The following is a 21,692-nucleotide window of genomic DNA, read 5'->3' on the forward strand; positions in this document are numbered from 1 at the left end:
AAGCAGAGTGAGCCAAAGCTGGAAGGGCCTGCTTTCGCCAATAGAGTAACTGCCACAACATTATTTGGGCCCGTAAGATAAGCGTTATGTCAACTGCTTCTGCTCATCAGGGCGGCATTCTCTCCGGCTTGAGAGTGCTTGATTTCTCTCGAGTACTCGCTGGCCCCTATGCGACGATGACCTTGGCAGACTTTGGTGCTGATGTCATCAAAGTTGAAAGCGACAGTGGCGATGACACTAGGGCATGGTTGCCCCCAGCTGATGAGCAAGGTGTCTCCACCTATTTTTCGAGCGTGAACCGCAACAAGCGTTCGGTTGTGATTGATTTGCGCACTGAAGAAGGATACGCACAAGTTACTGAACTTCTTGCCACTGCGGATGTCGTGATTGAAAATTTCCGTCCCGGTGTGATGACCAAATTGGGGTTGGACTTTGACCAGGCGCGAAAGATAAACCCAGGACTTATTTATTGCTCCATTACGGGTTTTGGAAGTGGCAAGGGTGCTTCCCTTGCGGGGTATGACTTGCTTGTCCAAGCAGTAGGCGGTCTGATGAGTATTACTGGGCCTGAGGATGGCGGACCCACCAAAGTTGGTGTTGCGCTTGTGGACATCCTGACCGGGATGAATGCCGTTCAGGGAATTTTGCTCGCTCTCAAAGCCCGCGATGATGCTCCCAAGGAAAGTTGGAGTGGCCAACTGATTGAGGTCGATTTGCTGACTAGTTTGCTCAGTGCCCTCACAAATCAAGCTGGTGCGGCACTCAATGCAGGAGTGACCCCCTACCGCCTCGGGAACGCTCACCCCAGCATTGCTCCCTATGAGCTCTTTGATGCTCTGGATCGCCCATTACTTATTGCTGTGGGTAACGATAAACAGTTCCACACCCTCGTGAACCTGTTAGGCCGTGAAGAACTCGCAACAGATCATCGCTTTGCTGATAACCCTCGGCGTGCGACCAATCGAACTGAATTGCGCACGGAACTTGAGAAAGTACTGGTGACAGAGTCAGGATCACATTGGGTTGCGCTGCTCAGGGCCCAAGGAGTTCCTGCTGGTTTGGTCAACACCATTCCTGAGGCCTTCGACTTCGCCAATGCTCTAGGTCTCAATACTGTCGTGGACATCGCATACCCTGAGGGTTCGTCCAGCACAAGACAAGTAACTAACCCCATTCATATTCGAGGTCGCGAAGCGACCTACCGGCTTGCCCCGCCAGCGTTGGGAGAGCATAGTGAAAAGGTCGGTTGGCTTTCGTCAACTGATACACAGTAAGGAAAACAAATGAGTACCGCTAAATATCCTGACGTATCTCTGGCCGATGAGGTCTTTGACTTTCACGCGCTGCTGAGCCCAGAAGAAAAAGAGTGGGCCATGAAGGCTCGAGACTTTGCTCAGACAGAAATCCGTCCCGTGATTGAGGAGGATTTCGATAAAAAGTATTTCCGTAAAGAACTCATTCCACTTATTGCTCAGCAAGGCTTCCTCGGAATGCACATTAAAGGCTATGGCTGCGCTGGTGCTTCCGCGGTGAGCTACGGACTCGTCTGTCTGGAGATGGAAGCCGTAGACAGTGGATGGCGAACTTTTGTTTCGGTTCAAGGCTCGTTGGCCATGTCCGCCATCTCCAAATACGGCACTGAAGAACAAAAGAACTACTGGCTGCCACAAATGGCCAAGGGTGAAAAGCTCGGTTGCTTCGGTTTGACTGAGCCTCACGGCGGAAGCGATCCTGCCAACATGAAAACTACTGCCGTGCTCGAGGGAGACACCTGGGTTCTCAACGGAGCTAAGCGCTGGATTGGTTTGGCAACACTGGCTGATTTGTGCATCGTGTGGGCAATGACTGATGAGGGGGTTAGAGGATTTATCGTTCCCACTGACACCCCCGGATTCGTAGCAACTGCCATTGACGGCAAGCTTGCCATGCGTGCCTCAATTCAGTGTGATATCGAATTGACCGATGTTCGCCTCCCTGCTGATGCGATTCTTCCGGGAGCAAAGGGATTGTCCGGACCGTTCGGATGCCTCAACGAGGCCCGCTATGGAATCATCTGGGGTGCCATGGGAGCAGCTCGAGCTTGTCTCGACGCGGCAATTTCTCGCTCGAAGGAGCGTGAGGTTTTCGGCAAAGCAATAGGTTCCTTCCAGATCACTCAAGCCAAGCTGGCAGATATGACGCTCGAATACGAGAAGGGTGTTTTGCTCGCACTCCACATTGGCCGTCAGAAAGATGCCGGAACCTTGAACCTCGCCCAAATTAGCGTGGGCAAGCTCAACAGTGTTCGTGAAGCTCTCAAGATTGCCCGTGAAGCTCGCACGATCCTTGGCGGCGATGGCATCACGGGAGAATTCCCCGTGATGCGGCACATGGCTAACCTAGAGGCCGTGCGCACCTATGAGGGTACAGATGAAATTCACCAGCTGGTGATTGGTCGTGCTCTGACAGGGTTGAACGCGTTTAGCTAGCCTAGAGTTCCGAGCTGAAGCTACCCAGGTCTTTACAGGCCTGGGTAGTCCTCGTTATAGGCAGTGATGACTTCCATGATGGGACCATCGAGTTTGAGCGTGCCCTTATCTAGATAGAGACCTCGAGTGCAAAAACGCTTGAGATCGCCCTCGTTGTGGGAGACAAAGAACAGGGTGCGACCTTCGCCGAGCATTTCTTCGATACGGCGGTAACACTTGTTGCGGAAAGACTTATCTCCTACAGCCAGCACCTCATCGACGAGAAGAACAGGTTCTTCCAAACTGGTGACCACCGAAAATGCCAGACGCACCTTCATGCCGCTGGAGAGATGCTTGTAGGGGGTGTCGAGGAAGTCATCAATTTCAGCAAAGTCGATGATGTCATCAAACTTGGCAGCAACTTGTTCCCGGGTCATGCCATGCAGGCCTGCGGTGAGGTAGACGTTATCGCGCACCGTGAGGTCATCGACAAACCCACCCGTGATTTCAATGAGCGGGGCTACGCCGGCGTGTACCTGCACGTTTCCTTCATCAGGAATCAGTACGTTGGCAACCAACTTCAACAAAGTCGATTTACCTTGACCGTTTCGGCCCACCACACCGATGGCTTCACCAGGAGCAACAGTGAAGGACACATGACGCAGTGCCCAAAACTCATTGGGCTTAGAACGTCGCGTTTTCGAGCCAAACAAATCTTTGAGGGAGCGACGTCCCTTGTGGTTGCGGCGGAAACGAATTCCGGCATTTTCCACGGTGATGACAGAAGGCGAGCTCATTAGATCTCCTTCAATACGGAACGCTCAGCACGGGAGAATACCCAGATTCCCAAACCAAGAATGATGACCGACATTGCCACAGAGATGCCAACCACGCTCCAGTTGAGCTCTTCGGGGAAGAAAGCAGCACGGTAGAGGTCGAAGATTCCCGCAAGTGGATTGAATGCCATCCACGGCTGAACCGCAGCAGGCAAATCTCCGAAGGCATAGATGATGGGGGAGGCGTAGAAGAGGAAACGCAGGAAGAGTTTGATGACTCGTTCCAAATCTCTGAAGAACACCACCAGCGGAGCAACAATCAAGCCAATACCAAAGGTGAGGATTGCTTGGATAAGAATCGCCAGTGGAAAAAAGACCACTTCCCAGCCCAGCTGCGCACCGGCGACAACGGCAAAGATTGCAAGCACCGGCAGGGAAAACAGAAATTCCATACCCTTACCCAGCACAATGCTGGCAACCCAAATGCTGCGCGGAATTGAAGTGGAGCGCACCAGCTTCGCTGATTTGATGAATGCTCTCGTGGAGTCTGAGACGGCACTGTTGAACCACATCCAGGGCAGCAAACCGGCGAGCAAGAAGACGATGTACGGTTCAGTTCCGGCTGCGCGCTGGAAAACCTGAGTGAAGATAAACCAGTAGATTCCGCTCATAATCAGCGGATCAAGAATGGACCAGAGATAACCTAAAGCACTCGTTGAGTAACGAACCTTGAGGTCACGACGAGTCAGCAGCCACAGTGCGTGCCAATAGCGTGCGAAAGCAGACCGTTGATACGGCGACTGTTCTACGGTTGCGCTCACGACTTAGAGCCTACGGCTTTGGCGCAGGTTAGACGAAGAGGTTGGCGCGCTCGAGGTCCTCTGCGAAGTCAATTTCGACTGCGTAGAGGTCAGAGATATCCATGGGCTCAACCAGGAGGCGATCCTGTTCAATAGCTAGCTCTAGTCCACGCTCAAAGTAATCCTGGTCGTTGACCTTGGTGAGGTGGTGCAGCAGAACGGGCTTGTCCTTGGCGGAGATGTAGTTGATACCGACGGCCTCACCCAGACCGTTTTTGACGGTCTTGGACAACTCGTTGATGTAACCCTCTGCGGTGGTGGTGTACTTGACCTCTTCGTCAGAGACTGAAGAGGTGTTCACCGACACGAATGACTGGTCGCGCACGATGAGTTCAGACGCACGCACGAGAGCAGCTGGATCGAAAACTACGTCACCGTTCATCCACAGCACCCCGCCATTGCTCGAGGCACGCAGTGCACGCATGAGGGATTTAGAGGTGTTGGTGGTGTCGTATTGCTCGTTGTAGACAAAGTTCACGTCAGGGAAAGCTTCAATGATGTGCTCAAGCTTGTAACCAACCACAACAGTGATGTGTGCGTCATTGCCAAAGGCGTGACGAATGTTTTCCATCTGCTGTTGCATGATGGTGCGGCCGTCACTGAGTTCAGTCAGCGGCTTAGGCAGTGAGCGTCCGAGACGGCTACCCATGCCAGCGGCAAGAATTACTACCTGTGTAGTCACGATAAAGCTCCTTGTGCGGTGTCAGATGCACCAGAAGAACAAGAGAAACGGGCATCAGAAAATGTCGATAAGAACGACACCCCGTTATGTCTCCTATAGTTTACCCGCCGTTTACCCAAAAAAGCCAGAAGTTAAGCCCGTTTGTTGCCTTTTCGTGACACTATTCACAGGGTTCACTCAGGAGGCTTCCGCCTCGTAGAATTGGCGTATGAGCTCGACATTTCCTGACGGCACACCATTGGAGACCGGTGGTGGCACCGCAACCCTCGACCGTGAACTCGAAGAGCTGCTGCGTAACGAGCAATTAGATGAAGGCGATCACGATCGTTTCGCTCATTATGTGAAGAAGAACGACATCATGAAGTCGGCCCTGTCGGGAAAGCCAGTTCGTGCACTGTGTGGAAAAAAGTGGACGCCCGGACGCGACCCAGAGAAGTTTCCCGTGTGCCAAACCTGTAAAGAAATTTACGAAAAGCTCCAAGATGACTAGCGGCCGGTTCAACCGCAATGCGCCCATCGGTATTTTTGACTCAGGCGTGGGTGGACTGACCGTAGCAAGGGCCATTCGTGATTCCCTCCCACACGAATCAATCACATATATCGGAGACACTGCACACTCGCCCTATGGCACAAAAAGCATCGCGGACGTGCGTACCTACGCACTTGATGTTATGGACGGGCTAGTCGAGCAGGGCGTCAAAATGCTTGTCATTGCCTGCAATACAGCAAGTGCTGCCATGCTGCGTGATGCGCGTGAACGCTATGACGTGCCCGTGGTTGAGGTTATTCAGCCCGCTGTTCGCGGTGCACTCGCAGCCACACGCAATAACCGCATTGGTGTGATCGGCACAACAGCAACCATCACCTCCAGGGCGTACAACGACGCCTTCGCTGCCGCTCCACACTTGGAACTTTTCACTCAGGCCGCCCCCAAATTTGTGGAATTTGTCGAAGCCGGACAAACCAGCGGAGCAGATGTCTTGCGCGTAGCCAGGGAATACCTGCAACCTCTGATCACTGCCAACATTGACACCCTCGTCCTTGGCTGTACGCACTACCCCTTCCTCCGAGGAGCTATCTCCTACGTCATGGGTGATCACGTCCGCCTCGTCTCCAGCGACAATGAAACAGCCAAAGATGTCTACCGGGAACTGGTCACCAGAGAATTAGACCGTGTTGACCCCACTCCACCTACCTACATTTATGAAGCAACCGGCGATAACACAGCAGAGTTCCTCCGTTTGTCATCACTCTTTTTAGGTCCCCAGGTCGTTTCTGTGGACTACACCCCAACGGGGGCAATCAATCTTCCCCTCAACTAAAGGAACCTATGTCAGAGAACATCACCCGTGCTGACGGCCGTGCCGTCGACCAGCTTCGTGAAATCACCATCGAACGAGGCTGGAGTGAACAAGCAGAAGGCTCAGCTCTCATCTCCTTTGGTAAAACCAAGGTTCTGTGCACTGCCTCATTCACCAGTGGGGTGCCTCGCTGGATGACAGGATCCGGTAAAGGCTGGGTGACTGCTGAATACGCGATGATTCCTCGCTCGACCAACTCGCGGATGGACCGTGAAGCGGTCAAAGGCAAAATTGGTGGTCGTACCCACGAGATTTCTCGCCTCATTGGCCGCTCACTGCGCGCAGTGGTCAATACCAAAGCTTTGGGCGAAAACACCATCGTGATCGACTGTGATGTTCTTCAAGCTGACGGGGGAACCCGCACAGCTGCAATTACGGGAGCATATGTTGCTCTGGCTGAGGCCATTACGTGGGGTAAATCACAAAAACTCATTCCCGCCTCTGCCGAACCACTAATCGACAGCGTTTCGGCCGTATCGGTCGGAATTATTGATGGTGTGCCCATGCTGGATCTTGCCTATGTTGAGGATGTCCGCGCGGAGACAGACATGAATGTCGTAGTCACCGGTCGCGGACTCTTTGTTGAAGTTCAAGGAACTGCTGAGGGCGCTCCTTTCGACCGCAACGAGCTGAACTCGTTGCTGGATCTTGCCGTTGCTGGGGCACACGACCTCACCAACTTCCAGCGACAAGCACTTGCTTAGCTCATGAACACTTTCGTGTTGGCAACCCACAATCAGCACAAGATTGAGGAATTCAATGCCATCCTGGGCTCACTTGTTCCCGGCATAACGGTGATTGGCTATGACGGGCCTGAGCCCATCGAAGATGGTGTGAGCTTTGCCGAGAACGCGCTCATTAAAGCGCGTGCAGCGGCCGCTCACACAGGACTAACGTCCCTGTCAGATGACTCCGGTATCTGTGTGGATGTTTTAGGCGGTGCCCCAGGAATCTTTTCTGCCCGCTGGGCAGGATCCGCCAAAGACAATGCTGCGAATGTTCAACTCCTACTGGATCAACTCGGTGATGTCAGAGATGAAGACCGCAGTGCGCACTTCCAATGCACTATTGCTGTGGTGAACCCTGTGACCAATGAGGAATATGTGGTCGAGGGGAAGTGGCCTGGCCGCATTGCCCGTGAAATTCACGGAGCAAACGGTTTTGGCTATGACCCCGTTTTTATTCCTGAAGGTTATGAGGTCACTGCGGCAATCTTGGATCCCGATGAGAAGAATCAATTAAGTCATCGCTCTCGCGCTTTACGGGCCTTGGCTGACAGACTGAGCTCATGACTGAACTAGCAGGTAAGCGTATTCTCGTCACCGGTGGAACCGGTGCGCTCGGCTCCCGTATTGCACGTCAACTTTCTGAAGCTGGTGCTCACGTTGTTCTCACGGGACGCGATGGCGCAAAGCTCCAGGAACTTGGTATCTCCAGTGAGCTCTTCACGCTTGATTTGGCACTGCCGGGCGCTGCGGAATCCCTGGTGAACACAGTCACCTCTGCAGGCCAGCTTGATGGAATTGTGATTGCTCACGGCTTGGTTGCATTTGGGCCAGTTGCCGAACTCGAGGTGGGGACGCTGAGCACCTTGGTTGCTGTCAATGAAACCAGTGCTATCGAACTTATTCGAGAAGCTATTCCTGCTTTGGTTGCTTCCAAGTTAGCTGGAAGCGATCCTTTCATTGTCACCATTTCTGGTGTGATCGCAGATATGCCAACAGCTGGCATGGCCGCTTATGGTGCCAGCAAGGCAGGCTTGAAAGCTTTCGTCAATGCTGCCCAACGAGAACTGCGCCGTGAGGGTATTCGCATACTAGACACGCGTCCACCGCACACCGAAACAGGTCTTGCCTCACGCGCTATTTCTGGTGTTGCCCCAACAATGCCTGAAGGACTTTCGCCCGATGCTGTTGCAACGCGTATTGTCACCGCGATCACAGCCGATGAAAAGGATGTCCCCGCTGACGCTTTCAGCTAGAAGGTTGTTGTGAGCTGTCCCACAACTTTGCCGCCGCCGTAAACCTCGGTGTGCAAGCGGGGGATAAGTGCATCAAGAGCACTCTGTTCGAGAGCGCCTGCACGCACCAGAGCCCGCAGGGCAACAAGAGGTGCTGTGCGCAAATTTCCATCAAGAATCTTGGTCGCCACGGTTGTTCCATCTGGGGTGGAAACAAGGAACACACCTTCGTAACCTGACTTCGCGACGAAGCCGAGCTCTTCCATGATGAGTGTGTCGGGCTCCCCGTGATCTCCCACAACCCAGGGGTGCGCGAGCATGGAAGCAAACAGTTTCTGTGCAGAGGAAGCGATGTTCATGGGCGCAGATTCATCTGCTGAACGCATCTTGGCAACACCCTGAGCAAGGGCAACCAGCGGCATGGCGTGGACGGGAGCACCACAACCATCAACGGCGGTGGCTGTCACAGTCTCACCTGTGAGATATTCCACAGCTTCGAGAATGCGCAGTTGAAGAGGGTGACCTGGATCGGTGTAGTTGTCAGTAGGCCAGCCTTCGGCCTGGCATGCCAGCAACATCGCCGCGTGCTTTCCTGAACAGCAGTGATAAATAGGCAGTGCCAATCCATCAGCTTTGTATACCTGCTTGAGCATCTCTTTGTTGACGGGCCATTCTGTGGCACAACGCAGATCAGTTTCAGTGAAACCGCCCATGCCTAACACCTCACGCACCATCTCGGTATGTGCTGCCGAACCTGTGTGGCTGGAGGTTGCTAAAGCGGTGTGCTCGGGAGAGAGGTTAATCCCGGTCGAGAAGATACCCATTGCCTGGAATAGCTTCATGGCTGAGCGAGGAAAAACTAGTGCTGTGGGATCGCCTTTACTGAAGATCACATCGCCCTGAGGGTTGACCACAACCACGCTTCCTGCGTGACGTGATTCGATGAAGTCATTCCGAACCAGAACGGCTAATTCTTCGGATGTGGCGACGCTGCCTGTTTCTGCCATGAGTATTCCTTGTGCTGTTCAAAAAGGAAGGGGTCACCAGCAACTGGTGACCCCTCACAATCTACTTGTTCTTTAGAGTGAAGCCAGTGCTTCATCGAGAACACTCAGTGCATCTTCGAGGAGTGCATCGCTGGTGGTCACTGCGGGGAGGAAACGCAGCACGTTGTAGTAGCTTCCTGCACTGAGCAAGAGCAGGCCGTGTTGGGCACCATAGGCAATAACCTTCTTGACTGCATCAGGGTTGGGGTCTTTGGTGCCGGGCTGGACAAGCTCAATTGCGAGCATCGCGCCACGGCCACGGACATCACCAATCACGGGGTATTTTTCCTGCAGCTGACGCAGTCCACCACCGAGAGTCTTTTCGATGCGCTTAGCTTCAGCAAAAAGCTTTCCATCTTCGAGCTGTTCGAATACAGACAAAGCTGCAGCACAAGCAACAGGGTTACCACCATAGGTTCCACCCATTCCGCCGACGTGAACAGAGTCCATAATGTCTGCGCGACCAACGACAGCAGACAGCGGCATACCACCGGCAATACCCTTGGCAACGGTCATCATGTCGGGAACAACACCCATGTTGGTGGTAGCGAAGTAGTCACCGGTTCGAGCAATACCACTCTGAACCTCGTCGGCTACAAAGACAACATTGTTTGCGGTGCACCACTCTTGTATGGCTGCGAGGTAGCCATCGGCTGGAACAACGAATCCACCTTCACCCTGGATGGGTTCCATGAAGATACATGCGAGATCTTCAGCGCCTACAATCTTTTCGAAGTAGGAGAGGGTGCGCTTGGCAGCCTCAGCTCCGCTAAGACCATCGTGGAAAGGGTAGGAGCTGGGAGCGCGGAAAACGGAACTTCCGAGAGGACCAAATCCGGTTCCGTAGGGGGCGTTCTTGAAGTTCATACCCATGGTCAGGTTGGTGCGACCGTGGTAAGCGTGGTCGATAACGCCCACACCGTTCTTGCCTGTGAACTTGCGGGCAAACTTGACGGCGTTTTCTACTGCTTCTGCACCAGAGTTGGCGAGCATGACGCGCTTGTCGTGGTTACCGGGGGTGTGCTTGATGAGCTGCTCAGCTACTGCGACATAACCTTCGTAGGGTGTCACGGTGAAGCACAAGTGGGTGTAATGACCGGCCTGCTCGGCGACAGCAGCAACGACGCCGTCGTTGCTGTGGCCGACAGTTGTTACACCAATGCCTGCTGCGAAGTCAATGAACTGGTTGCCGTCCACATCAACCACGATAGAACCGTGTGCGTTTTCAATGAACACAGGAAGTGCAGCACCCACACCTGCAGAAACGACAGCGTTACGTCGCTTCATCATTTCTTGTGACTTGGGTCCAGGGATTGCGGTAACAACCTTGCGTTCTTGTGTAACAACGGTTGCGGCGGGGGCTGAAGTGTTCGTCATAGTGCAATCCTAACTTCCTCGGCACTGGGGTAAATGGTGGGTGTGGAAGAAAAAAGTCCAGTTTTTCTCGCAATTTTCAAGGATAGTTCGTATCCGAACAATATTGCTAGTTCGAAAGAAGTGGAAAGATGGTGATTATGCGTCGCGTCCTTATCCTTGGCTCCTCAGGTTCTATCGGAACTCAGGCGTTGGACGTGATCCGAGCCAACCGTGACCGTTTCGAGGTTGTCGGGCTCTCTGTGGGGTCAAATCGTGATGTTCTTCACGAGCAAGCCACTGAGTTTGGCGTCAGCAACATTGCACTTGGCCACGAAGAAGCAGAACAACTTGTTCGCAGTGTCGATGCAGACGTCGTCCTTAACGGCATTACCGGATCTGTTGGTCTAGGGCCTACTCTCGCGGCACTAGAGACCGGAAAAACACTTGCGCTGGCCAATAAAGAAAGCCTCATCGTCGGCGGTACCCTCGTGACCGACCTTGCGAAGCCAGGTCAGATAGTTCCGGTTGACTCAGAGCACTCCGCGATAGCTCAGGCACTCGTTTCGGGAACGCATGCCGAAGTTCAACGCCTCGTCTTGACCGCTTCCGGTGGCCCGTTCAGGGGTCGTAGCCGTGAATCGTTAGTTTCTGTGACGCCCCAGGAGGCACTTGCACACCCCACCTGGGATATGGGATTGGTAGTTACAACCAACTCGTCAACGCTGGTCAATAAGGGGCTTGAGGTTATCGAAGCCCATTTGCTGTTTGACATTCCTTTTGACCGAATTGATGTCACGGTTCATCCTCAGTCGATTGTGCACTCCATGGTTGAGTTTGTGGATGGTTCAACCATTGCTCAAGCATCTCCGCCAGATATGCGTCTGCCCATTTCGCTGGGATTAGATTGGCCACATCGTGTTGCCGGTGTTGGCGAACCATTGGACTGGACACAAGCACAATCCTGGACTTTTGAACCGCTCGATGAAGATGCATTCCCCGCAGTCTGGCTTGCAAAACAAGTTGGAACTGCTGGTTCAACTTTTCCCGCAGTTTTCAACGCCGCAAACGAGCAAGCGGTCATGGCTTTCCACGCAGGAAAAATTGGCTACTTGGATATCCTCACAACGATTCAGCGCGTCGTGGATGAACACACTCCCGCATCTGGGGAGCTGACTCGAGAAGCAGTGCTTGAAGCAGAGCGCTGGGCTCGTCTGCGAGCTGATGAAGTAATTGGTTCCTGAGGTTGTTCTCGGTTGATTGTCAGACGGTCGGGTTAATCTTTTTCTAATGGATACTTTCTGGCTTTACTTCCTCGGCGTCGTCATCTTTGCAGTTGGACTGGCGGTCTCTATCGGGCTGCATGAAATCGGGCACCTCCTGCCTGCCAAACTCTTTGGGGTGAGGGTAGGCCAGTACATGATTGGCTTCGGGCCCACCCTGTTTTCTCGCAAAGTTGGTGAAACCGAATACGGTCTCAAGGCCATTCCTTTGGGCGGCTTTATCTCCATGGCAGGAATGTATCCTCCCGGTGACGAACCGGTTGACTCAAAGAATCGTGTGCGTCGACTTTTTGGCAAGCTCGTTCAGGACGCACGTCAAGCCAGTGATGAATCGATGATTGATCTGGATAAGTCTCGAGCTTTCTACAACCTTCCCGTCTGGAAACGCATCATCATCATGGTGGGTGGCCCTTTCATGAACTTGGTGCTCGCATTCGTATTGTTTGCGATCTTGGTTGTTGGATATGGGCAACCAGCCCCCACAACTCAAGTTGCCACGATCACTCAGTGTGTAACTGCTGAAGGTGTTCCCGCCGAATGCTCTGACTCAACACTTGAAGCCCCGGGTGTAACAGCGGGCCTTCAAGCAGGAGACACCATTCTTTCGATTAATGGTCAAGCAGTGACCAACTGGAATGAAGGAACTGAGGTTATTCGCTCTTCTGCCGGCGAAACCCTCACCGTGGTTGTCGACCGAGACGGCCAAGAAGTTTCACTCAGCGTTGTACCTGTCTTAGCTGAGCGCACCAAAGTTGATGACCAAGGTAATCCAGTGCTGGATTCCAGTGGTCAACCAGTTGTTGAAGAAGTCGGCTTCGTTGGTATTTCACCGGACTACGCCATGACACCTGGATCAATTGCTGAAGTGTTCCCCATGATGGGGGAAAACATTGCCGGTGTCACCAACATGATTTTGCACTTGCCTCAGCGCATGGTTGATGTTGCGAACGCCGCTTTCGGTCCTGAAGAACGGGACATCAATGGCCCCATCGGCATCGTGGGTGTTGGTCGTGTAGCTGGAGAGGTTGCCAGCACGAACATGGTGGATGACACCGCGAAGGGTGCCACGCTCATTGGCATTCTGGCGTCGTTGAATATTGCCTTGTTCGTATTCAATATGGTTCCACTGCTCCCTCTTGATGGCGGTCACATTGCTGGTGCTCTGTATGAAGCAACACGTCGCAAGATTGCTCAAATGCGGAAGCGCCCAGATCCTGGACCCTTCGATACTGCAAAGCTCATGCCCCTGACATTGCTGGTCGTTATCTTGCTGGCATCGATGAGCGCACTCTTGCTGTATGCGGATATCTTCAAGCCAGTGAGCATTTTTGGCTAAAGAACTTTCCACTTCACGCGTAAGCTAAAGCCGTGCCTGCTGTAAATCTTGGAATGCCGAAGACTCCTGAAGTTCTTTCGCCACGTCGTAAAACCCGTCAGATCAAAGTTGGAAAAGTCCTGGTCGGGGGAGATGCGCCCATTAGCGTGCAGTCGATGTGTACCACCCCCACTACCAACATCAATGCCACCTTGCAGCAGATTGCCGAGCTAACTGCATCCGGCTGTGACATTGTTCGCGTGGCTGTGCCCAGTCGTGACGATGCTGAGGCTTTGCCTATCATCGCCAAGAAGAGCCAGATTCCTGTCATCGCAGATATCCACTTCCAGCCCAACTATGTTTATGCAGCAATCGATGCAGGGTGTGCCGCTGTTCGTGTGAACCCTGGAAACATTCGTAAATTTGATGACCAGGTGGGTGAAATTGCACGCCGTGCCAAGGAAGCTGGCGTGAGCATTCGTATTGGCGTCAACGCGGGTTCTCTGGATCCACGTTTGCTTGAAAAATATGGCAAAGCCACTCCTGAAGCGCTTGTTGAAAGCGCCGTGTGGGAAGCAAGCCTGTTTGAAGAGCATGATTTCCATGACTTCAAAATCTCGGTCAAGCACAACGACCCTGTCGTGATGGTGAAGGCGTATCGCCAGCTTGCTGAACGAGGAGATTGGCCACTGCATTTAGGCGTTACCGAAGCAGGCCCTGCATTCCAAGGAACTATCAAATCCGCTACCGCCTTCGGAATTCTCCTCGGTGAGGGAATTGGTGACACTATCCGCGTTTCCCTTTCTGCCCCACCTGCTGAAGAGGTCAAGGTCGGTCTACAGATTCTGCAGTCCCTGAATTTGCGTGAACGCAAACTTGAAATTGTTTCCTGCCCCAGCTGTGGACGTGCACAGGTTGACGTGTACAAGCTCGCCAATGACGTCACTGCTGGTCTGGAGGGTATGACGGTTCCATTGCGTGTGGCAGTTATGGGTTGTGTTGTTAACGGCCCCGGTGAAGCACGGGATGCTGACCTTGGTGTTGCATCCGGTAACGGAAAAGGCCAGATTTTCGTCAAAGGTGAAGTCATCAAAACAGTTCCTGAGAGCGAAATTGTCGCAACGCTAATTGAAGAAGCCAACCGTCTTGCTGCAGAAATGCCTGCGGGAGAAATCGGTTCTGTCGAAGTCATTACTCCCTAAGGAATAAGAACATGTCAGGCCCATTTCTTGTTGCTGCCTTTGTTTTTCTAGTCCTGATGGCCGTTGGTGTCGTCATTTTTAGGCGTATGAAGTAAGCCCCCGGGGGTATAGCTTGAAGTAGTGAGCATCACCGACTATCGAGCAATTCAACGCCGCTCATTACGCGTGTTGGCGGCCGGCCAAATACTCGGTGGGCTAGGAATGGGCGCAGCCTTTTCCTTAGGCTCGTTGCTAACGGCAGAAGTTGGTGGCTCACCAGCATATGCCGGTCTTTCGGCGACAATGTCCACACTCGGCACTGCACTATTTGCGATTCCTCTAGCTCGTTTAGCTGGTCGCGTGGGCCGCCGTTATGCGCTCGCCGCCGGCGGTGCCATAGGTCTCGTCGGAGCTGTCATGGTGATTGTTGCAGCCGGTTTGTCGAATTTGCCCCTGCTGTTGGCGAGCATGTTGACCCTTGGAGCGGGTGGGGCAGTGAATCTGCAAACTCGCTTTGCGGCTGCAGATTTAGCGGCTACTCAAACGCGCGCGCGAGATTTGTCTCTTGTCGTCTGGGCAACAACTATTGGCATAGTTGCTGGGCCTAACCTCGTGGGTCCTGGAGATGCTCTGGGGGACTCCCTGGGATTGCCATTGTTTACTGGAGCATTCGCCATCGCAGCCATCGCACAACTGTGCTCGGCAATTCTTTTCCTTACTGCCCTTCGCCCAGACCCACTTCTGCTGGCAAGACAACGGGCTATTGACGAGGGTGTTCCCGCTCTTGCGGCACGCAGAGGTTTTGGCGTTGCCGTGAAAATCCTGGCAGAGACTCCCGCCGGAGCAGTTGCCGTGTTTACCCTTGCAATGAGCCACGCCACAATGGTTGCCGTGATGGCAATGACGCCCGTGCACCTCGCACTGCATGATGTTGTTCTTCCTTTGATCGGACTTGTGATTAGCCTGCATACCGCGGGAATGTATGCGTTCTCCCCGGTATTCGGCTGGCTTGCCGATCGCATTGGTCGCACAACCACCATCTTGATCGGCCAAGCGATTCTTTTGACTTCCTTAGTTGTGAATTTTTCAGCTCCAGATTCAGTCGGTGCTGTCACTATTGCTCTGGTGCTGTTGGGTCTGGGCTGGTCTGCGTCAACCGTTTCCGCCAGCGCGTTATTGACTGAATCTGTCGCAGCAGAGGATAGAACAACAGTTCAAGGTTTCTCAGACTCAGTGATGAGTTTTGCTGGTGCAGGCGGAGGGGCATTAGCTGGTTTGGTCCTTGCCGCTGTGGGATATGGCCTTTTGAATGTGTGGGTAATGTGCCTGGTTGCTCTGGTTGCTATTTCTGTCCTCCTGTTGGGCTGGCGTAACAAGAGCGTGCACACGGCTTAAGATTGAAAGCGTGCCTACACGTCTATCTCACCTGTTCCTGCGTACTCTGCGCGAAGACCCCTCTGAAGCTGAAGTAACCAGCCACAAGCTGTTGCTTCGCGCTGGATACATTCGCCGTCAAGCTCCGGGTGTATTTGCATGGTTGCCGCTCGGGCTTCGCGTCAAGGCGAACATTGAGAAGATCATCCGTGAAGAGATGACGGCAGCTGGAGCGCAGGAAGTTCACTTTCCTGCGCTACTGCCCAAAGAGCCATACGAGATCACCGGTCGATGGACTGAATATGGGGATGGAATTTTCCGGCTTAAGGACCGTAAAGAAGCTGATTATCTGCTGGCTCCTACCCACGAAGAAGTCTTTACTCTCTTGGTCAAAGATCTCTACAACTCATATAAAGACTTGCCAGTGTGCCTTTACCAAATTCAGGACAAGTACCGTGATGAAGCACGTCCCCGTGCAGGTTTGCTACGTGGACGTGAATTCACCATGAAGGACGCCTACTCCTTCGATATCTCTGATGAAGGGCTGGCGCAAAGCTACCAAGCACAGCGTGATGCCTATGAGCGCATCTTTACTCGTCTTGGACTGGACTACGTCATTGTGAAAGCAGATGCTGGGGCCATGGGCGGTTCGCGCTCAGAAGAGTTCCTTCATCCCACCGAGGTTGGCGAGGACTCCTTCGTGCGCAGTGCAGGTGGATACGCCGCCAACATTGAAGCGTTTACAACAGTCGTCCCTGAGTCACTACCTATTGAGGGCCAGCCTGCTGCTCGGGTATTTGATTCACCAAACACACCCACAATCGAGTCGTTGGTCAATCACCTCAATGAGCACGAGCCTCGTGAAGATGGACGCAGCTGGAGCGCGGCAGACACGCTCAAGAATGTCGTGTTAGCACTAACCCATCTTGATGGCACTCGTGAACTCATTTCCATTGGTTTGCCAGGTGATCGCGAAGTTGAACTTGCCCGCGTGGAAGTGGCTTTTTCACCTGCAGCAGTTGAAGCGGCAACAGAAGAAGACTTTGCCAAGAACAAGGCTCTCGTCAAGGGATACATTGGCCCCTGGTCAGAAAATGGTCCCGTTCTCGGTGAACAGGGAAGCAGCAAGATTCGCTACTTCGTTGATCCTCGTGTTGTAGATGGAACTGCATGGGTTACCGGTGCCAATGTTGATCAGAAGCACGTGCTCAATGTTGTTGCTGGCCGCGATTTCATCGCAGATGGAGTTGTGGAAGCTTCGGATGTTCGCGATGGTGACCCTGCACCCGACGGGTCAGGGCCTGTTGAAATTGCACGCGGTATGGAAATCGGTCACGTCTTCCAGCTGGGACGCAAATATGCCGAAGCACTCGGCCTCAAAGTTCTTGACGAAAACGGCAAACTTGTTACCGTCACCATGGGGTCCTACGGAATTGGTGTGACACGTATCCTCGCCGTGATTGCCGAGACGAACAATGACGACAAGGGTTTGATCTGGCCAGAAAACGTCTCACCATTCGATATTCACGTTATTGCCACAGGTAAAGATGATGAGGTCTTCGAAGCCGCAGAGAAGCTCGTTGCTGAGCTTGAAGGCGCTCGCTACGAGGTTCTTTACGACGACCGTCCCAAGGTTTCACCAGGAGTGAAATTTGGTGATGCTGAACTGATCGGTGTTCCCAAGATTGTGATTGTCGGTAAGGGATTATCGGAAGGTGTTGTTGAACTGTGGGATCGTCGCACCAATGAGCGTACGAGTGTCCCTGTTGGAGAGGTACTTTCTCACCTATAAAGCTGGGCTAGTGACCTCACGGTTTTTTCTCACACATTCGTCAGGTAACCTTGTAGTTCGGCGCCGGGAGGCGCACGCTTACAGGTACGAATAGAGGAGGCCCATCGTGGACATCGATCTCAGAGTTCTCAAGCTCATGGAATCAGAGAAGGGAATTCCCTTCGATGAGTTGGTCGAAATTATCGAAGCAGCCATCCTCACCGCTTATCAGAAGCATGTAATCCAGTCGGAACCTCGTGTTGCGCCTGTGAAGCCCGCTCAAGATGACGACGATGCACCTCGCCCCGCACGAGTTCCTGTCGAGCTTCCTGAAGCACGTGTAGAGCTGGACCGCAAGACCGGTATTGTCACAATTTACGTTCCAGAAAAGGACGAAGAGGGTGTTGTTATCGGTGAAGCCGTGGCAACTCCAGATGATTTTGGCCGCATCGCAGCCTTCGCGGCAAAACAGGTTATCAACCAGCGTCTTCGTGACCTCGCTGACGACGCAGTTATTGGTGAATTCAAGGGCCGTGAAGGGGACATTGTCTCTGGCGTGATCCAGCAGGGCCAAAACCCCAAGATGGTCTTCATTGACCTGGGCACTGTTGAAGCAGTGATGCCGCCGGAAGAGCAGGTTCCTGGTGAGGATTACACCCACGGAAACCGCATTCGTGTCTACGTCACTGCGGTCAACCGCGGGGCTAAAGGCCCACAGGTCACGGTCTCACGCACTCACCCTCAGCTCGTGCGCAAGCTGTTCACGATGGAAGTTCCAGAGGTTCAAAGCGGACTAGTTGAAATTGTTGCGCTCGCCCGTGAAGCTGGCCACCGCACCAAGATTGCGGTCAAGGCTACCGATCCAGCAATCAACGCTAAGGGCGCCTGCATTGGTGAACTTGGTCGTCGTGTCCGCGCTGTGACGGAAGAACTCAACGACGAAAAGATTGACATCGTTGATTACTCCCCAGATTTGCCTACCTTCGTGACGAATGCACTGTCCCCTGCGAAGGTGTCAAGCGCATTCATCTTGGATGCGGCCACTAAGGCAGTTCGTGCCCTCGTTCCTGACTACCAGCTCTCGCTAGCTATTGGTAAGGAAGGGCAGAACGCTCGCCTGGCAGCAAAGCTCACTGGAGCCAAGATTGACATCCAGCCTGACTCCGTTATGGACGAAGACTAGGCAGTACCGCACGGCGGGACACCCCGCCTAGGCGGTACTGGGGTATCATGGAACCTGTAAGGACGTGCATCGGCTGTCGTCAACGATCTGAGAAGTCTGCTTTGTTGCGGGTTATCGAGGTTGATGGCCGTGTTGAACCGGATCTTTCCGGCTCAGCGCCAGGTCGCGGTGCGTGGCTACACCCCACACCAGAGTGTTGCAATGAAGCAGTGAAGCGCCGGGCTTTTGGCCGTGCACTTCGCGCAGAAATTACTAACACTGACACCATCACACAAAGGCTGAACGGCTAATGGACAACTAATGAGCGGCTCGAAATGAGTACCGTCCGTAAGTAATGGTCTGGTCCTGTTTTACAGGGCTCAGGCCCTAAGACAGGAGAATTGTGGCTGCCAAACCACGCGTACACGAAGTTGCTGCCGAATACGGCATCGACAGCAAGTTTGCTCTAGCTAAGCTGAAAGATCTCGGTGAGTTCGTTAAGGGACCATCGTCAACCATTGAGCCTCCCGTAGCGCGCAAGCTACGTAACGCTTTAGAAGCAGAGGGCATGAAGCCAGTTCCTGCTGGCGAAGCTGCACCTGCAGCAAAGAGCGCAGCAAAGGCGCCTGCCAAGGCTGCGCCTGCTGCCGAAGCTCCTGCTGCACCAGCCGCGCCCACCCCTGGTCCGGCTGCACCCAAGGCGGAAGAAAAGCCCGCTCCCGCTCCAGAAGCTCCTCAAGCCCCAGCTGCTGATGTACCAGCACCTAAAGCTGCCGGCGGCGCTCGCCCCGGGAACAACCCCTTTGCTTCTGCACAAGGCATGGGTACGCGCCCTGCCGGTGCACCACGTCCAGGTAACAATCCTTTCGCTTCTGCACAAGGTATGGGAACCCGCCCCGCTGGTGCGCCTTCCCCTGGAAGTATTCCTCGCCCGATGGCGCCTCGCCCAGGCGGCATGCCACGTCCCGGTGGAGCCGGTGGTGCAGGTCGCCCCGGTGGTCCCGGTCGCGGTGGTGCAGGCGCTGGATTCCAGCGCCCAGCTGGCGGCGGTGGATTCCGTCAAGGTGCTCCCGGTGGAGCTCCTGGTGGTGCAGGCGCGCCCTCACGTCCAGGTTTTGGTCCCAACCGTCCACCAGCAGGTGGCGGTGGCGGCCGTGGCCGTGGCCCCGGCGGTGGAACCGCTGGTGCGTTCGGTCGTGGCGGCGGAAAGTCCAAAGCACGTAAGTCGAAGAGAACGAAAAGAGCAGAGTTCGAACTCCGCGAGGCACCATCGCTTGGTGGCGTCAGTGTTCCGCGTGGTGATGGAAACACTGTTATTCGTTTGCGCCGCGGTGCATCACTTGCTGACTTTGCCGACAAGATTAATGCAACCCCAGCAAACTTGGTAACTGTTCTGTTCCACCTCGGTGAGATGGCAACAGCAACCGAATCCATCGACGAAGCAACCTTCGAAATTCTCGGTGAAGAACTGGGCTTCAAAATCCAGATTGTTTCCCCTGAGGAAGAAGATAAGGAACTGCTCGACGCGTTCAACATCGACCTCGAGCAAGAACTTGCTGACGAGAGCGATGAAGATCTCGAGATTCGTCCTCCTGTTGTGACAGTGATGGGTCACGTTGACCACGGTAAGACTCGTTTGCTCGATGCCATTCGTAAGACAAATGTCATCGCTGGTGAAGCCGGTGGAATTACCCAGCACATTGGTGCCTATCAAGTTCACGCAAACCATGATGGTGTTGACCGTCTGATTACCTTCATTGACACCCCAGGTCACGAGGCGTTTACCGCTATGCGTGCTCGTGGTGCACAGGTAACAGACATCGCGATCCTGGTAGTTGCTGCAGATGACGGCATCATGCCTCAGACCATTGAGGCCTTGAACCACGCTCAGGCAGCGAACGTGCCTATCGTGGTTGCTGTCAACAAGGTGGATAAGCCTGATGCGAACCCTGCAAAGGTTCGTCAGCAGCTCACTGAGTACAACCTCGTTGCTGAAGAATACGGTGGAGACGTCATGTTCGTTGACGTATCTGCACTGTCTGGTCTGGGTATTACCGAACTTCTGGATGCTGTTCTTCTGACTGCAGATGCAGGTCTGGATCTGCGCGCTAACCCCAACAAAGACGCCCGCGGTATCGCGATTGAAGCTCGTCTGGACAAGGGACGCGGTGCTGTTGCAACCGTGCTCATTGAGTCTGGAACTCTTCGAGTTGGTGACGCCATCGTGGCAGGTACTGCCTATGGTCGTGTTCGCGCCATGGTTGACGAGAACGGTACTGCAGTTGAAGCTGCAACCCCATCACGTCCTGTCCAGGTACAAGGTCTGTCTTCAGTACCTCGCGCCGGTGACACCTTCCTCGTCACCGAAGATGACCGTACCGCTCGTCAGATTGCTGAAAAGCGTGAGGCTGCTGAACGTAACGCTCAGCTGGCTAAGGCTCGTAAGCGCATTTCGCTTGAAGACTTCACTAAGGCTCTCGAGGATGGCAAGGTTGAATCCCTCAACCTCATCATTAAGGGTGACGTTTCCGGTGCTGTGGAAGCGCTGGAAGAGTCCCTGCTCAAGATTGAGGTCGATGAGAGTGTGCAGCTGCGCATCATCCACCGCGGTGTTGGTGCGGTTACCGAAAGCGATGTTAACCTTGCAACCGTTGATAACGCTGTCATCATCGGCTTCAACGTTCGACCTGACACCAAGGCACGTGAACGTGCCCTGCGTGAAGGTGTTGACATCCGCTTCTACTCGGTCATCTACTCGGCACTGGAAGATATTGAGAACTCCCTCAAGGGCATGCTCAAGCCAGAGTTCGAAGAAGTCCAGTCCGGCGTTGCAGAGATTCGCGAAATCTTCCGCTCTAGCAAGTTCGGCAACATTGCCGGATGTATTGTCCGCAGCGGAACAATTACACGTAACTCGAAGGCCCGTGTTATCCGCGAGGGTATCGTTATCGCAGATGGTCTCGCCATTGAGTCTCTGCGCCGCTTCAAAGACGACGTCACCGAGGTCAAGACTGACTTTGAATGTGGTATCGGTCTGGGTAAATACAACGACATCCAGCTTGGCGATGAGATCGAGACCATCGAACTCAAGGAAAAGCCCCGCGTCTAAATGTGAGAGGAG

The 21,692-nt window shown here is 53.7% G+C and carries 20 protein-coding genes; 15 read left to right on the top strand and 5 right to left on the bottom strand.

Annotation, left to right across the window (positions count from 1 at the left end):
- Positions 1 to 86: 86 nt before the first annotated feature.
- Both AURUGA1_RS02535 and AURUGA1_RS02540 read left to right on the top strand, forming a co-directional pair.
- On the top strand, positions 87 to 1,274 hold the full coding sequence (locus tag AURUGA1_RS02535) for a CaiB/BaiF CoA-transferase family protein (protein WP_205214667.1): 1,188 nt from the start codon (positions 87 to 89) through the stop codon (positions 1,272 to 1,274).
- A 9-nt stretch (positions 1,275 to 1,283) separates the two neighbouring features.
- Entirely contained in the window at positions 1,284 to 2,468 is a 1,185-nt protein-coding gene (locus tag AURUGA1_RS02540) for an acyl-CoA dehydrogenase family protein (RefSeq protein WP_114128742.1), read from the top strand.
- 32 nt (positions 2,469 to 2,500) lie between these two features.
- Here the strand turns inward: AURUGA1_RS02540 and AURUGA1_RS02545 are convergent, their stop codons facing one another.
- From AURUGA1_RS02545 to AURUGA1_RS02555, 3 genes are read right to left on the bottom strand one after another with little or no spacing between them, the layout of a single operon-like run.
- Positions 2,501 to 3,244 (bottom strand): ABC transporter ATP-binding protein, encoded by a 744-nt coding sequence (locus AURUGA1_RS02545; RefSeq protein WP_114128743.1) that lies wholly within the window; start codon positions 3,242 to 3,244, stop codon positions 2,501 to 2,503.
- A complete protein-coding gene (locus AURUGA1_RS02550) occupies positions 3,244 to 4,044 on the bottom strand; it encodes an ABC transporter permease (protein WP_114128744.1) in 801 nt (266 codons plus the stop codon). The genes AURUGA1_RS02545 and AURUGA1_RS02550 overlap by 1 nt, the downstream gene beginning before the upstream one ends.
- Before the next feature lie 28 nt (positions 4,045 to 4,072).
- Entirely contained in the window at positions 4,073 to 4,765 is a 693-nt protein-coding gene (locus AURUGA1_RS02555) for an NTP transferase domain-containing protein (protein ID WP_096381749.1), read from the bottom strand.
- A gap of 208 nt (positions 4,766 to 4,973) precedes the next feature.
- On the opposite strand from AURUGA1_RS02555, the gene AURUGA1_RS02560 reads away from it, so the two are divergent.
- From AURUGA1_RS02560 to AURUGA1_RS02580, 5 genes are read left to right on the top strand one after another with little or no spacing between them, the layout of a single operon-like run.
- On the top strand, positions 4,974 to 5,255 hold the full coding sequence (locus AURUGA1_RS02560; protein WP_096381746.1) for a DUF3039 domain-containing protein: 282 nt from the start codon (positions 4,974 to 4,976) through the stop codon (positions 5,253 to 5,255).
- The gene (murI, locus tag AURUGA1_RS02565) at positions 5,248 to 6,087 is read left to right on the top strand and encodes a glutamate racemase (RefSeq protein WP_114128745.1); all 840 of its coding nucleotides are present in this window, start codon (positions 5,248 to 5,250) and stop codon (positions 6,085 to 6,087) included. The genes AURUGA1_RS02560 and murI overlap by 8 nt, the downstream gene beginning before the upstream one ends.
- 8 nt (positions 6,088 to 6,095) lie before the next feature.
- Positions 6,096 to 6,830, top strand: a complete 735-nt coding sequence (rph, locus tag AURUGA1_RS02570) for a ribonuclease PH (RefSeq protein WP_114128746.1) — start codon at positions 6,096 to 6,098, stop codon at positions 6,828 to 6,830.
- Positions 6,831 to 6,833: 3 nt separating this feature from the next.
- Positions 6,834 to 7,418, top strand: a complete 585-nt coding sequence (rdgB, locus tag AURUGA1_RS02575; protein WP_114128747.1) for an RdgB/HAM1 family non-canonical purine NTP pyrophosphatase — start codon at positions 6,834 to 6,836, stop codon at positions 7,416 to 7,418.
- Complete coding sequence (locus AURUGA1_RS02580) at positions 7,415 to 8,107, top strand: SDR family oxidoreductase (RefSeq protein ID WP_114128748.1); 693 nt, start codon at positions 7,415 to 7,417, stop codon at positions 8,105 to 8,107. The genes rdgB and AURUGA1_RS02580 overlap by 4 nt, the downstream gene beginning before the upstream one ends.
- On the opposite strand, the gene AURUGA1_RS02585 is transcribed toward AURUGA1_RS02580, so the two are convergent.
- A complete protein-coding gene (locus AURUGA1_RS02585; protein WP_114128749.1) occupies positions 8,104 to 9,093 on the bottom strand; it encodes an asparaginase in 990 nt (329 codons plus the stop codon). The two genes, AURUGA1_RS02580 and AURUGA1_RS02585, sit on opposite strands and share 4 nt — an antisense overlap.
- 72 nt (positions 9,094 to 9,165) lie before the next feature.
- Positions 9,166 to 10,509 (bottom strand): 4-aminobutyrate--2-oxoglutarate transaminase, encoded by a 1,344-nt coding sequence (gabT, locus tag AURUGA1_RS02590; RefSeq protein WP_114128750.1) that lies wholly within the window; start codon positions 10,507 to 10,509, stop codon positions 9,166 to 9,168.
- Between the two features lie 137 nt (positions 10,510 to 10,646).
- On the opposite strand from gabT, the gene dxr reads away from it, so the two are divergent.
- The 8 genes from dxr (at position 10,647) to infB (ending at position 21,680) form a co-directional block, all read left to right on the top strand.
- Positions 10,647 to 11,729 (top strand): 1-deoxy-D-xylulose-5-phosphate reductoisomerase, encoded by a 1,083-nt coding sequence (gene dxr, locus AURUGA1_RS02595; RefSeq protein ID WP_114129692.1) that lies wholly within the window; start codon positions 10,647 to 10,649, stop codon positions 11,727 to 11,729.
- A 46-nt stretch (positions 11,730 to 11,775) separates the two neighbouring features.
- The gene (locus AURUGA1_RS02600) at positions 11,776 to 13,104 is read left to right on the top strand and encodes an RIP metalloprotease (RefSeq protein ID WP_114128751.1); all 1,329 of its coding nucleotides are present in this window, start codon (positions 11,776 to 11,778) and stop codon (positions 13,102 to 13,104) included.
- A 32-nt stretch (positions 13,105 to 13,136) separates the two neighbouring features.
- Positions 13,137 to 14,285, top strand: coding sequence for a flavodoxin-dependent (E)-4-hydroxy-3-methylbut-2-enyl-diphosphate synthase (gene ispG, locus AURUGA1_RS02605; RefSeq protein WP_205214668.1), 1,149 nt, complete (start codon positions 13,137 to 13,139; stop codon positions 14,283 to 14,285).
- Between the two features lie 120 nt (positions 14,286 to 14,405).
- The gene (locus tag AURUGA1_RS02610; protein WP_240187382.1) at positions 14,406 to 15,659 is read left to right on the top strand and encodes an MFS transporter; all 1,254 of its coding nucleotides are present in this window, start codon (positions 14,406 to 14,408) and stop codon (positions 15,657 to 15,659) included.
- Positions 15,660 to 15,669: 10 nt separating this feature from the next.
- Positions 15,670 to 17,430 carry a proline--tRNA ligase gene (locus tag AURUGA1_RS02615; protein ID WP_114128752.1) on the top strand — a complete coding sequence of 587 codons (1,761 nt, stop codon included), beginning with the start codon at positions 15,670 to 15,672 and terminating at the stop codon, positions 17,428 to 17,430.
- Positions 17,431 to 17,536: 106 nt separating this feature from the next.
- Positions 17,537 to 18,592 carry a transcription termination factor NusA gene (nusA, locus tag AURUGA1_RS02620; RefSeq protein WP_114128753.1) on the top strand — a complete coding sequence of 352 codons (1,056 nt, stop codon included), beginning with the start codon at positions 17,537 to 17,539 and terminating at the stop codon, positions 18,590 to 18,592.
- 47 nt (positions 18,593 to 18,639) lie between these two features.
- On the top strand, positions 18,640 to 18,882 hold the full coding sequence (locus tag AURUGA1_RS02625; RefSeq protein WP_114128754.1) for a YlxR family protein: 243 nt from the start codon (positions 18,640 to 18,642) through the stop codon (positions 18,880 to 18,882).
- Between the two features lie 92 nt (positions 18,883 to 18,974).
- On the top strand, positions 18,975 to 21,680 hold the full coding sequence (gene infB / locus AURUGA1_RS02630; RefSeq protein WP_114128755.1) for a translation initiation factor IF-2: 2,706 nt from the start codon (positions 18,975 to 18,977) through the stop codon (positions 21,678 to 21,680).
- The last annotated feature ends 12 nt before the right edge of the window (positions 21,681 to 21,692 follow it).

Origin of the sequence: Aurantimicrobium sp. MWH-Uga1 (assembly GCF_003325955.1) — a bacterium.
GTDB lineage: Bacteria > Actinomycetota > Actinomycetes > Actinomycetales > Microbacteriaceae > Aurantimicrobium.